This is a genomic window from Siminovitchia fortis, from assembly GCF_007681465.1.
Taxonomy (GTDB): Bacteria; Bacillota; Bacilli; order Bacillales; family Bacillaceae_C; genus Siminovitchia; species Siminovitchia fortis.
Window position 1 is genome coordinate 47,272 of record NZ_VEKZ01000015.1, and the last position, 12,546, is coordinate 59,817.

Genomic DNA, 12,546 nt, shown 5'->3' on the forward strand with positions numbered 1-12,546 from the left:
TCAGTACGCTTTTTCTACGCCTTTGATCATTTCTTTTATGGATTGCAGGCCTCCGCCGGAAAGATACCAGTAGTCGGCATCCAAGTAGATGATTTTTCCATCTTTATACGCCGTTGTCTTTTTCACCAGGTCATTTTCAATCGTTTCTTTTGCCGGTTCAGCGTCTTCTTCAATCGCTGCATTCCGGTCAATGACGAACAGAATGTCAGGGTTGGTTTCTAAAATATATTCGAAAGAAATTCCCTGTCCATGCGTGGATATTTCGATATTTTCATCAGCTGCTTTAAAGCCAAGGACATCATGGATCCATCCAAATCTTGATTTGGGTCCGAAAGCACTCACTTTCCCTTCATTGGCCAAAACGACCAGCGCTTTTTTATCCATGGATTCTGCTTTTTCTTTTACACCCGTAATTTGATTGTCGACCTCTTCCAGCTCAGCTTTGACTTGGTCTTCTTTGCCGAAAATTTTACCAATCGTATTCATGTTTTCTTCAAAGGATTCGAGATAACGGTTTGTATCGACTCCCATGAATACGGTAGGGGCAATTTCTGCAAATTGGTCGTATAATTCAGCCTGCCGCCCGGAAATGAAGATCACATCCGGCTGTAGTTCATGTATAGCCTCAAAATCCGGCTCTTTCAAGCTTCCCACATTCGTATATTCATCGCCTGCATATTTTTCCAGATAAGCAGGAATGTTCACTTGTGGTACGCCGGTTACCTTGATTCCCAACTCATCCAGTGTATCCAGCACACCAAAATCGAAAACAACAATTTTTTGAGGGTTTTTCTTGACTGTTGCTTTCCCGTATTCATGGTTAATTGTTATCTCTTCCGCCTGCTTCTTCGTATCATTCTTCTCTTGTGCCCCGGATTGGCTTTCTTCTTTTGATCCGCAAGCTGCAACAACAACTGCCATAACGAAAAGCATCATGAATAAAGACCACTTTTTCATTTGTTCACTTCTCCTTTAACCCATTGAAATATGTAAAATGAAATCTGAATAAAGATTGCACAAAACTTCGCACTGACGATACATAGAAGCTTCATCAACTACTTGATAACATTTTCCGGATTCACCTGCCCCTGCCATAACGAAAATGATAATCATTATCAGTTGAGCTCGTATTTATTATAACACCGCTTTCGCCAGAGTCAATAACTAATTGAGAATTTTTCTCACTTATATTTGCAACAGCGATTCGGAGCATGATCACCTGGAACGGGTACAGCGTAAACCCGCCGCCGATTATGGCAGTACAACTTCAGCAATCTAGTAGCACCTGGCGGCTGAAAAGCTCCCTCATCAAAATTCGTCTTGTGCTTGTCGCCTAAAGCTGCGCGCCTTGCGCTTTTTTTAAACAGAATGCTTTATTTATGATGAAATAAATAAATCGCACTCAACATCAAACAAAGAGCTATCACCTTTTTCAAATCCATTGGAATTTTTGGTGCGCCAAACAATCCAAAATGATCAATCAGTGCGCTGATCAAGAGTTGGCCTGTGATCACTGCAAGGAAAGACATCGAAACACCAATTCTTGGAACAGCGAACACGATAGCGGCCAAATAAAACGCACCTAAAATGCCGCCTGTTAATTGATATTTTGGGACCTCGGATACTGCAAGAATATTGCCTTTCCCCAAAAATAGAACCATAAAAAACAAGGCAGCTGTACCGATACAAAAAGAAATAAAAGTGGCTTCTATTGATCCAACTTTTTTTCCAAGACCGCCATTAATAGCCGCCTGCATTCCAACCGCAAGGCCGCCGGCTAAAGGCAGCAATAAATAAAACCATTTCATCTTTTTGCCTCCAAATCAGAAGCTCTTCTAAGAAGGGCAGCCCCTTGCCCGTCCGATAAAGAGCGGACACGAAGGCGCAACTGTAATGAACCAGTTATTTTACTCTTTCAAAGAGAGCTGAAATTCCTTGTCCAACGCCAATACACCATCGTAACGATCTTTTTCCAAGTTGGGCCTCTGCATTTCATACAAAAATTTTACCGTCAAAAAATAATACCCGCAGCACCCTCAGAATGGCAAAACTAATGGCCCTGCCATTCACGTTCACCTTTGCAGGATCAGATACAATTGGGGTATTTTGTCCAATAAAGTTGGCGATTTGTTTAGAATGCAGCGAGCATTATTCCGTTCTTTTCTTAAATTTAGAATATTATTCTCCTAAAATCAACTGGAGTAATGATCCAAATCCTTAGTAAAATTTATAAAGCGGGTTCCTTCTTATTTGCTGAACAAAGGGCCCTTTAACATTTATATTATTGATAATCTGCCACATCACTAAATTTCGTTTACCCCTTTGAATCCCCTTGATTATGGAACATTTTCCAATTATAATGGCCTTATTTTTTTGTTAAAACGCGGGAAGCCCTTTACAATATGGAGTTGATGGGCGATTTGTAAATATTAGGAAGGCTGTATTAATAATAGGAGATGTATAAACGATGAAACAAAATAAATATGATGACCCAAATTTCTTTTCTGCGTATAAACAAATGCCGCGATCAGTTAAAGGACTTGAAGCTGCAGGAGAATGGCATATATTAAAGGAACTGCTTCCCAATCTAAAAGATAAAAATGTACTGGATTTGGGTTGCGGTTTCGGTTGGCATTGCCGATATGCTCGTGATCAGCAAGCAAGTTCTGTCATAGGTGTAGATATATCCAAAAATATGCTTAAAAAAGCTCGTGAAATGACAAATGATCCTTTAATTTCGTATATAAAAGCGCCGATTGAAGACATCAGTTTTCCTAACTCGCAATTTGATGTGGTAATCAGTTCGTTGGCTTTTCACTATATCAAGTCATTTAAATCAATCTGCAAAAAAGTTTATGATTGTCTAAAGCCTGGGGGAAGCTTTGTTTTTTCGGTTGAACATCCAATTTTCACTTCTCGAAACGAACAAGATTGGTATTATGATGAACAAGGGAACCGTTTGCATTGGCCAGTTGACAACTATCAAATAGAAGGAGTGCGTGAAACGACATTCTTAAATGAGAATGTTACAAAATATCATCGTACGATTTCCACATATATAAATGACTTAATTAATACTGGTTTTATTATTAGTACAGTTAAGGAATCAGTTCCTTCTGATGAAATGCTAAAAAGTATTCCTGAAATGAAAGATGAGAACCGAAGACCTATGTTTTTAATGATCTCAACAGAAAAGAAAAATAGCTGATAGGATATTCTGCAATAACTGCAACCGCCCAAAGAAAATACTGGATCAGTCTTCCGCTATAGCACGTTTGTTGATCAAAAAGGGTGGATTTGTGTAATTGGAATTTTTAACAGCAGCCGTGGCGGTATAATCAGTTCATCGTTAATTCTGGCTTCAAAGATAATCACTAATTGTGATATACATTCTTTCCATGCTCTTACCGGTTATTGGAGATATCTTTCTGCTTATATACTTTTCAGGTAAAGATAGATAACCTTGCATCGTAATCACTCCGTCTAATCAATAACGAAAACCAAGCAGCAAGTCGGACGATGTACTCATAAACTTTATTTTTCACCGTAGGAGCGACTGGTAGAGTTAGGGAATATAAAATACACTGCTGTTCATTAAGTATGCTCTATTCCTAGGAACCTCGTGACCTTAGTCATAAGATGTTCAAACGACACCCATATTGCAAAAAAATTCATGTGAGCCTCCCCCCTACTTGTGGTAATCTTATACTACCAACAAATCTTGAGGTGCATCATGAACAGAAAACTAAGGCGCATTCTTTTTATTTCTATCGGGTTCAACTTACTGTTCATTATCGTAACCGGGTTTACTTTCGTCAAGCTTGATAAGGTTGATGCAGGTGTAAAGAAAACGAATGCAGTCAATAGAGCGGGGTTTCACTATTATGAGAGGACAAGTTTATTTGACGAACTCTCCATTCCGCCGAATTTCATTGTATTTCTTGGAGACAGCCTTACCTTTAGAACAGAATGGGCAGAGCTTTTTCCCGGGAAAAACGTGATCAACCGGGGCATTGGCGGTGATACTACAGAAGGAGTCCTTGATCGCCTGGACAGCGTGATTGCTGCCCAACCAAAACAAATTTTCCTTCTTATTGGTGTGAACGATTTAAGGAGCCACAGTGTTTCTGCAACCCTCGAAAATTATTCTCTAATTATAGATCGAATTCAATCGGGGTCGCCAAAAACAGAAATTTTTATCCAAAGTTTACTCCCTGTCAATAATAAGAAGTATGGAAAGATATTAACCAACTATAAAATCAAGAAAATGAATGAAGGGCTGCGTTATTTGGCGGAAAATACGGGGGTTCACTATATTGATCTCTACTCCATTTTTGCAGAGAACGATCAGCTTCCTGAAAAGTATACTCTGGACGGAATCCATTTGACAGGAAAAGGTTATATTCTTTGGAGAGAATCTATAAAAGAATACATTGAGTAGCGGGGTCCAGCATGGCTGAGATTCTCTTTGAAGAGCCCCCTCTCCCGCGGGAGTTTGACATCATGTTTGTAGAGAGTTTGGCTGGTAAGTATTTGACAATTAAATGGAAGGTATAAGTGCCTACTTTAGAAAAGTGAAGCTGTAATTTTAGAAAGAAAAAGCCGTTGACAGATCAGACTGACTACGGCTTATTTTTCATGGAGATGTGATTTTTTAATACTTTTTGTGGAGCCTTTCCAAAAGGGGGGCGGCCCATGAAGGAAGGGGTTCCGCTTGATATGTGATTGTTTTGTCATTCATCTCCAAGATAATTTCCCCGTTTTCCTTGCTGTTGTCAATTAGAATCAGATTATCCGGCAGGTGTGCATATTCATATAGATGCTTGAATGAAGTCGTATGCCTTCTAAGAATATCTTCGGTAGGTATGTGGTGTCCCCCATTTTTTACTCTTAAGGCTACCCTTTGAACGTTTTGGGTTACATTGCTCAAACCTACATAGAACATCGTGATCTCATAGCCCGCTTCTTTTGCTTGTTGCATTTGGCGGATGGCATTTTTCCCGGCAAGTGTCGTCTCGATTGAGAAGTCTTTACCTTCTTTGATATATCTCCTGACTGACCTAAGCACTTCTTTTCCGGCAGAAACCCGTTTGCTCTCGGGGTTCTTAGCATCCAACCTGCGGGCAATGGCATCCGGATCTATGTTGATCTCAATGCCGATCCGATCGATGATCAAATTCCGCAGGGTGCTTTTTCCGCTGCCATTGTTTCCGGCAAAGACAAACATGATGGGATGATGTGGATGCATCAGACTTCACCATCTTGATCAATGGAAACAATGTCACCATTCGGGAATTCCTTCACCAGCTTCCCGTTTTTTTCGTACACGATATACGTACCGTTCGCCTTGGCATCGATTCTTGCCCGTTCACCGGTCATTTTTGCCCATTTGCCGACCCATGCATATTTTCTTTTGGGTTCCTTGTTTTGTTCTTGCAGCAAGCTAAACACCACCTTTATTCAAGATTATAGCAGATGGTCACCTTCATACCAATCCCACTAGAGGTAGGTTGACAAACGCACAGTCGGCTATAAGACGTCGCAAGGAGGCAGTGAAAAAGTTAAACACAAAGGCACATGGTCAACAGATACACTTCCTTCTGCAATTTCAATTCCTTTATACTCACAAAGCTTTCTGATTATTTCTCGAACAGCTTTTCCGAGTTGACCATACATGGTCCTCCGTCTATATTTAGGAATAAACACAACACGGTACATGTAAATCCACTTTGTATATGATAAATTTGATTTATCCATCATGGATGTCCTCCTGCCTGACATTGGCTTGCGAAACCTTTGTCATTATGGCAGAGGAGGACTTTTTTATCATACGTAAAGACACTTCCGTTTCTGTTCTCCCACGCATAGCGTGGGGCTTAATCTGGAGTTAAGGGCCAAATATTTTGAAAGCGGGAAATACTCAGGCTTCAAAAACGAAAAAACAATAATCGTGACCGAGTTTATTCAGGATCATTTGTTGACGATGGAAACAACTCTCGTTGAAAAACAGTTTTTTCGCGAAAACTATCGTATTGAGCCACTTTCCGATAATTTTTGCCGGGTTTATTTCACCATTCAAGTTGGCAATGTTCCGAAGGTAGCTGAATATTTCATGCGTCAATCTATGAAGAAAGAACAACCGCAAACAGCCGTCCGATTGAAAGCTGTCCTTGGGGGTAACCTGTATACAAAGCGGGCTTACACCAGCTTACAAAATTTGATTTTGAACTCCGGCAAGCCATTAATAAAGCATGCAATTAGTATTAAACCACCTTGTGGGGAGAATCTAAAGACAACATCGTAATGCTACAATCAAGCCATTTTTCGTACCGAAATTTCAAATGGAATTAATCGAGGGGAGAGAGAACATCATGCATGATAAGCAAAATAAGGAACCAGACAACACGGCAATACGGGTGGCGTTATGGCGAGCTTTGCATGTACAGATCGATTCGCCGCCGCATGTACTTGAGGACGAGGTCGGCCTTCAACTTGCGGCACCGGAAGACGGATGGCGCCAGCGCCCCGACATGGACCCGGAGGGCACCAGCGGCTTCCGGGCATCCATCGTGGCCCGTGCCCGCTTCATTGAGGATCTGGTCACTGAACAGCTCGGCCAAGGCGTCACCCAGTATGTTATCCTCGGAGCCGGCCTGGACACCTTTGCTCAGCGTCGGCCGGAGATCGCCTCCCGGATGCGGGTCTTTGAGGTAGACCAGCCCGCCACGCAGGCTTGGAAGCGGAAACGCCTGAGCGAGCTTGGCTTTGGCATCCCCGAGTGGCTGCGGCTCGTGCCGGTCGACTTCGAGGCAGGCTGGTCCTGGTGGGAGCAACTAAAGGCGGCCGGCTTCGACACAAGCCAGCCGGCTGTAGTGGCCTCCACCGGCGTCACCCAATACCTCACCAAGGATGCGGTTACGGCTACGCTGCGCCAGACGGCGACACTAGCCCCCGGCTCCACATTGGCCATGACGTTCCTGCTGCCGCTTGAACTCACCGAATCCGGGCTGCGTCCCAGGGTTGAGCAGGCTTCGACGGGAGCGCGAGCAAGCGGCACGCCCTTCATCAGCTTCTTCACACCTTCGGAGATGCTGGCACTGGCTCGCGAGGCCGGCTTCCAAGAAGCCCGGCATATATCCTCAGCCGATCTTAACAAGCGTTACTTTACCGGTCGAACCGATGGTCTGCGGCTGCCAAGCGGAGAGGAATTCCTGGTAGCGACAACCTAAAGCCGAGATTATTTTATCCGCCATCCGACAGCAGCGGCTTAGGCAGATGAAGCTGCGATGTGGATTGCCGACCGATAGGAAGGACTAGACAGTGAAAAAAATATAAAAGAACTGATTCATTTATTATAAGACCAATGGGGATTGGAAAGCCCTACCTCCTGCAGATGACAATAGCTTCAATTATCTCAAGATGATCAGATAGAGCATAGTAATCACGGTGAATGTGTGGTTACAAAGCAAAAACACTAGACAAGAATTGCAGCGTTATGAAATGAATCCATCATAACGCTGCATTTTTTTCTTTCGGATACTTCCCTAAAGCTCAAATTCCATTGGATCGGCTGGAACTCCTGCCCTTTATTAATTCCTTTGACCTTTTCAAAATTATCCTCTCCAACCTTTACTTCAACAAAAAATATTTTTTACCCCACTTCCCTTTCTTCTACGTCGCAAGATTTGTTATCATATCCTACTTCATTGTTGCTCCCAAATTTTTCATTTCTTAATGACTTAACAAAGGAAACGCACATCAACAATACAACGACTGAAAATGGCAGCCCAGCCACAGCAGATACAGTTTGCAACGGTGTTAATCCGCCGCTCAAGAGGAGTGCGATAGCTACTCCGGCGATAACCGACCCCCACAAAATTTTGCTTTTGTTTGTAGGATTGATTGTTTCCTCACTATACATTCCAAGCACATACACAGTAGAGTCTGCAGATGTAACGAAGAAGAGTATGAGGGAAATAAGCGTCATGAAAATAAGAAGCGGGCTGAATGGGAACATCTCCAAGAAGTAAAACAGCGCTGTATCCATATTTTCCAGTATTCTGTTTGCCAGTTCATTATTACCCAGGTTTACAATATTATAAAGGGCGCTTCCACCAATGGTTGAATACCAAATCATGGTGGCCAGAGTTGGAACAAGCATGGCTCCGAAAATAAATTCCCTGATCGTCCGCCCTCTGGAAATTCTCGCAAAGAAGAGCCCAACGAAAACACCAAAACTGATCGCCCAGCCCCAATAGAAAAAGTCCCAGCCCGCCTGCCATGTATAATCATTTAGGAATGGCTCCAAATGAAGGCTCATGTCAATAAAATTCTGCAGATAATCACCTGTTCCGTTGACAAGAATGCCAAGGATGTTTCGTGTTGGTCCAGTGATAAAAATAAAGATCATAATCATCAGCGCTATCACGATATTAATATTGGATAACCACTTGATCCCGCGTTTAATACCGGTGCTGGCAGAAATAACGAAAAGTATTGTGAGAAATAAAATGAGTATGATTTGAGTCGTAATGTTATTTTCTATTCCATAAGCATAATCAAATCCTGCCCCCATTTGTTTGACTCCAAGCCCCAATGAGGTAGAGATACCGCTGATTACCGCAAAGATAGCAAGTATATTTATCATTTTCCCGATTGGCCCGAATGCCTTTTTGCCCAGTAACGGCTGCAAGGTCTCGTTAATCAATGGCAAAGTATTTTTCCTGTATTGAAAATACGCCATGATCAGGCCGATGATGGTATAGGTACCCCAACTATGCAGCCCCCAGTGGAAAAAGGTATACTGCATGGCGGTTTCCGCGGATTCCTTTGTTTCTCCTGTACCAAATGGCGGCTCTATATACATGAGCACAGGCTCTGCTACACCCCAAAAGAATAAGCTGATGGCCAAGCCCGTACTGTACAGCATGGCGATCCATGTAAAACGGTTGAATTCCGGCCTATCTGTATCTTTCCCCAACCGGATATTTCCGTATTTTGACAGAGCGACCCATAGACAAATGACTACAAATGCAAAAGCAACAAGCATATAATACCAGCCAAAGTTTTCGCTGATAAAAGTATTCAAAATGTAGTTGGACGCTTCCCCCAATGCCTCTGGAGCTATGATTCCAAAGATTACGAATATAGAGGTTAAGATCAATGCCCCGATAACAACAATATTTTTACCCATAAAACCCTCCCTTTCTATCCATCTTCTCTCATTGCAGGGATAACCCATTCTTCCCCGCGCTCAGTCGTCACATATTCCGGCCAGCGGTAATGAATTGGCGGTTCATAATCACAAAGCGGTGCCTCCCACTTGCTTCCATTAATTCCTCCGCCAGTTCTTTCCTTAAACTCATCCTGCGCCTTCTCCAATAATTCAGGCTGGGTCAGCAAATCAACAATGGTCATCCCCACCGTTTTGGATGCACTTACAATCATTGGATCAATACATTCCCGAATGCCTCCCAGGGCGTTCATCACCCAAGTTGGATAAGCATAGCCCGATTTAGGCGATTTTAATGCTGGTCTTCCAATATACAATCTTACCGTAGGAGCATGCCAGCAGTATTCAGTATAATCATCAGATGTAAAATGCTGCTGCCAAGCGGGCAGGGTCTCCCTAAGCTTTTTTTCTGCCTCCTCTGGTTCAATCAACTGCTCGATTTCATCCAAAAACGGCTTGTCCATGGCTTCAAAACCTAGATTTTCCTGAATTTGCTGGGCGGCCTTGATGGCCTTCTCATCAAACACAGGAGCTCCCGCAATTTTCAGATTGTTAAAAGTGGCTTCAGCCATCGTGTGATTCGGCAATCCAGTCCTTGATTTTGCAATCCAGTTCCGCTTCCAGTTGCAGTGTGCAGCCTTTGCAGCGCTTTCAGCATTGCGGTCCAGAACTTCCATTACTTTTTCCGCCATCTCTGTGTTCGGAACACGGATGAAATAATAAATTTGCGCCATTTGACCTGGAATATTATCTGCAGTTGCCTGGCCGGTATTTAAAATCGTTTCATTCATGGACCATCCCATTCCGTTGGAAAGCATATGTTCCCTATACATTTTGGAAAGGGTGTACATATTGACAACCGCATCGGTTGCACCGGGAGCGCGAGCTTCGGCATGGGATGCCGGGATTGGCGAGTCCGAACCAGATGACAGCCAGTTTTCCGGTTCATCGCATGTAAACGTATAGATCGCTGAGAAGGCAACGGCACAATGAGTATCCCAGCGTGTCGTATTACATAGCGGCAGCATATAGAATGGATGAAAGCTGATCGCTGCATCAAGATCGTCATAATAGCCTTTTGCTGCGTGAATCGGCTTCGATCCTCTCAATTTTTCTGCCGGTTCTCCAAAAAACTTCAATGTCCCTTTAATATCATATTTTTCCATGACTGCTTTCGCAGCTAAAAAACCTCCAAAAGAACCGATTCCTAAAGCAGAGTGTGGGTCGGTATGCCCTCCGGCATATTTGCTCAGCCCATCACGCGGCCGTTCTACAGTGTCAGCAGCCTGGCAGTTACCAGGAACCGCATCATACTCTGCATAACCGCCAATAACCGGTCCATCACCATTTTTCCAAGTGGCGCAGAAAGCAGTGGGCATTCCGCCACTGCCTTCTTCCACTTCAAATCCATGTTCCCTTAATTGCTTTACATACCATGCGGAAGATTTATACTCTCTCCAGGCTGTTTCCCCATAATGCCAAATCGTTTGATTCCAGTCGGAAAGTGTTTGCTTATTGTTTTCCACCCAATCTATTACTTGTCGCTTGTTCTTTGATATCATTTGCTTACCACTCCCTCTTGCACATCCTCATTCACATATACTTTCTCTCCTGAGATCCATGTCTCACTCACACTAATATTCTTCAACTCACTGACTTCAACTTCATATGGGCTTTTCTCCAAAACAACGAAATCCGCCAATTTTCCTTCTTCAATAGAACCAATGCTGTCTTCTTTATGAATCGCTTTCGCCGCTTCAATCGTATAGCCCTTCAGCGCTTCAGTGAGGGAAATACGATGCTCCTCGCCAACAACATTTCCTTGAAGCGTTTCGCGTGTCACTGCTGCATAGACCGCAAGAATCGGATGTGGCGGTGCTACCGGTGCATCTGATGAGAGGACAATCGGAATATTTTTCTCCTTGAACCAGCCATAAGGCCCATAATTTTTTCCGTAATCGCCTACTGCACGGATCACGCCTTCTACGAATTGGTAAGTGTGCTGCGGCTGTGGAACAGGCCAGAGGTCAAGCTCTGCTATATCATCAATCTGATTCCTGGCTGGCAGGCCGCAATGTTCAATTCGGTGACGCATATCTTTCCCAGGAGTCTGCTTCTGTGCTTCCCTGGCACTGTCTATAACCAACTGGATCGCACCGTCGCCCTGTGCGTGAGTAATCGTTTGAAAGCCTTGGTTATGCGCTTTGACAAACATCTCTTGGAACTCTTCAGGACTGTGGTACAAATATCCCTGTGTTCGACTGCTGTCAGCGTATCCTGACGACAGATAAGCTGTCCCTGCATTCAATGAGCCGTCTGCATAAAACTTGATCGAACCGATAGAAAGCTGATCGTCACCGAAGCCGGAACGAAATCCAAGTTCAATCAATTTATCCAAATAGGTTGATAGAAACGACATCACAATACGCATTTTCAACAGACCGTTTTTCTTAGATGCCTCAAATGTCTCCAATTCCTGTTTGGTCACCTGCGGATCGTTAATCGTCGTCACACCAGCTTGAATACACTGTTCCTGCCCTACTTTTACAAGTGTCAGCAGATTATCGGGAGTATCCGGCATATGAATGTTCGGGCCATTATTGCCGATCACCACACCAGACTTTTTGGCAAAAAAGTCGTTCGCACTGTCATACAATTGTCCATTCGGCACTCCGTTTTCACCTCTTCCGATAGTACCTCCTTCCGGATCTTCTGTATGCTCATCGATACCCAATTGCTCGAGAAAGTGATGATTTACAACATTCGAATGCCCGCTGACATGCATGATTTGCACAGGAAATTCTGTTGTGACCCGGTCCAGGTCATCAGCAGTGGGATAGCGCTTCTCGGCCAGATTCCGCTGATCAAATCCGAATCCCCGGATCATACCTCCGTCTTTCAATGTATCTTTAAATTTGGACAGTTCAGCCACAATATCATCAATACTTTTCACTTTAGGATAGCTGAGGTCAATCCATGTGTGGCACATGCCAAGCATCATAAGATGGGCATGCGGATCAATGAAACCGGGCATTAGGCAGCGGCCATCTAAATCAATTTTTTCTACCCGTTGTCCCGAAACTGCTTTGTCACACGCTTCCAATGATCCGGCACAGATGATTTGATCTCCCCGAACTGCTACCGCTTCCACTTTTTCTTTTTCATCCATTGTTAAAATGGTTCCGCCATAAAATATTTTAAATTCCTCGGTCATTTGTCAGTCCCCCTAGTTGTTTGGATTGAAATAATTGACTGCACTTTTTATATTGCAATTAATGTGCCAATTCAAAAACCGCAGAAACATCGGGAAACTG

General features: G+C 43.5%; 12 protein-coding genes. 4 read left to right on the forward strand and 8 right to left on the reverse strand.

Annotated elements, in window-relative coordinates:
- Entirely contained in the window at positions 1-957 is a 957-nt protein-coding gene (locus FS666_RS07405; RefSeq protein ID WP_120071972.1) for a siderophore ABC transporter substrate-binding protein, read from the reverse strand.
- A gap of 416 nt (positions 958-1,373) precedes the next feature.
- Positions 1,374-1,808 (reverse strand): DMT family transporter, encoded by a 435-nt coding sequence (locus FS666_RS07410; RefSeq protein WP_120071970.1) that lies wholly within the window; start codon positions 1,806-1,808, stop codon positions 1,374-1,376.
- Positions 1,809-2,467: 659 nt separating this feature from the next.
- On the opposite strand from FS666_RS07410, the gene FS666_RS07415 reads away from it, so the two are divergent.
- On the forward strand, positions 2,468-3,208 hold the full coding sequence (locus FS666_RS07415) for a class I SAM-dependent methyltransferase (protein ID WP_120071968.1): 741 nt from the start codon (positions 2,468-2,470) through the stop codon (positions 3,206-3,208).
- 525 nt (positions 3,209-3,733) lie between these two features.
- Positions 3,734-4,441 (forward strand): GDSL-type esterase/lipase family protein, encoded by a 708-nt coding sequence (locus FS666_RS07420; RefSeq protein ID WP_144461207.1) that lies wholly within the window; start codon positions 3,734-3,736, stop codon positions 4,439-4,441.
- A 213-nt stretch (positions 4,442-4,654) separates the two neighbouring features.
- Here the strand turns inward: FS666_RS07420 and FS666_RS07425 are convergent, their stop codons facing one another.
- The 3 genes from FS666_RS07425 to FS666_RS07435 all read right to left on the reverse strand — a co-directional run bounded on the left by FS666_RS07425 (position 4,655) and on the right by FS666_RS07435 (position 5,757).
- Complete coding sequence (locus tag FS666_RS07425; protein WP_144461208.1) at positions 4,655-5,248, reverse strand: ATPase; 594 nt, start codon at positions 5,246-5,248, stop codon at positions 4,655-4,657.
- On the reverse strand, positions 5,248-5,439 hold the full coding sequence (locus FS666_RS07430) for a hypothetical protein (protein ID WP_244943869.1): 192 nt from the start codon (positions 5,437-5,439) through the stop codon (positions 5,248-5,250). The genes FS666_RS07425 and FS666_RS07430 overlap by 1 nt, the downstream gene beginning before the upstream one ends.
- Positions 5,440-5,529: 90 nt before the next feature.
- Entirely contained in the window at positions 5,530-5,757 is a 228-nt protein-coding gene (locus FS666_RS07435) for a transposase (protein WP_186310920.1), read from the reverse strand.
- A gap of 220 nt (positions 5,758-5,977) precedes the next feature.
- On the opposite strand from FS666_RS07435, the gene FS666_RS07440 reads away from it, so the two are divergent.
- The gene (locus tag FS666_RS07440; protein ID WP_144461211.1) at positions 5,978-6,304 is read left to right on the forward strand and encodes a hypothetical protein; all 327 of its coding nucleotides are present in this window, start codon (positions 5,978-5,980) and stop codon (positions 6,302-6,304) included.
- A gap of 67 nt (positions 6,305-6,371) precedes the next feature.
- A complete protein-coding gene (locus tag FS666_RS07445) occupies positions 6,372-7,229 on the forward strand; it encodes a class I SAM-dependent methyltransferase (RefSeq protein WP_144461212.1) in 858 nt (285 codons plus the stop codon).
- 422 nt (positions 7,230-7,651) lie between these two features.
- On the opposite strand, the gene FS666_RS07450 is transcribed toward FS666_RS07445, so the two are convergent.
- From FS666_RS07450 to FS666_RS07460, 3 genes are read right to left on the reverse strand one after another with little or no spacing between them, the layout of a single operon-like run.
- Positions 7,652-9,193 (reverse strand): BCCT family transporter, encoded by a 1,542-nt coding sequence (locus FS666_RS07450; RefSeq protein ID WP_144461213.1) that lies wholly within the window; start codon positions 9,191-9,193, stop codon positions 7,652-7,654.
- A gap of 14 nt (positions 9,194-9,207) precedes the next feature.
- A complete protein-coding gene (locus tag FS666_RS07455; protein ID WP_144461214.1) occupies positions 9,208-10,794 on the reverse strand; it encodes a zinc-binding metallopeptidase family protein in 1,587 nt (528 codons plus the stop codon).
- On the reverse strand, positions 10,791-12,446 hold the full coding sequence (locus FS666_RS07460) for an amidohydrolase (protein ID WP_144461215.1): 1,656 nt from the start codon (positions 12,444-12,446) through the stop codon (positions 10,791-10,793). The genes FS666_RS07455 and FS666_RS07460 overlap by 4 nt, the downstream gene beginning before the upstream one ends.
- Positions 12,447-12,546: the final 100 nt, after the last annotated feature.

Excerpts from the sequence above, each read along its gene's own strand:
- FS666_RS07455 (WP_144461214.1), bottom strand. The coding sequence starts at position 10,794 with ATGATATCAAAGAACAAGCGACAAGTAATAGATTGGGTGGAAAACAAT.
- FS666_RS07420 (WP_144461207.1), top strand. The coding sequence starts at position 3,734 with ATGAACAGAAAACTAAGGCGCATTCTTTTTATTTCTATCGGGTTCAAC.
- FS666_RS07410 (WP_120071970.1), bottom strand. The coding sequence starts at position 1,808 with ATGAAATGGTTTTATTTATTGCTGCCTTTAGCCGGCGGCCTTGCGGTT.
- FS666_RS07415 (WP_120071968.1), top strand. The coding sequence starts at position 2,468 with ATGAAACAAAATAAATATGATGACCCAAATTTCTTTTCTGCGTATAAA.
- FS666_RS07460 (WP_144461215.1), bottom strand. The coding sequence starts at position 12,446 with ATGACCGAGGAATTTAAAATATTTTATGGCGGAACCATTTTAACAATG.
- FS666_RS07405 (WP_120071972.1), bottom strand. The coding sequence starts at position 957 with ATGAAAAAGTGGTCTTTATTCATGATGCTTTTCGTTATGGCAGTTGTT.
- FS666_RS07425 (WP_144461208.1), bottom strand. The coding sequence starts at position 5,248 with ATGCATCCACATCATCCCATCATGTTTGTCTTTGCCGGAAACAATGGC.
- FS666_RS07445 (WP_144461212.1), top strand. The coding sequence starts at position 6,372 with ATGCATGATAAGCAAAATAAGGAACCAGACAACACGGCAATACGGGTG.
- FS666_RS07435 (WP_186310920.1), bottom strand. The coding sequence starts at position 5,757 with ATGGATAAATCAAATTTATCATATACAAAGTGGATTTACATGTACCGT.
- FS666_RS07450 (WP_144461213.1), bottom strand. The coding sequence starts at position 9,193 with ATGGGTAAAAATATTGTTGTTATCGGGGCATTGATCTTAACCTCTATA.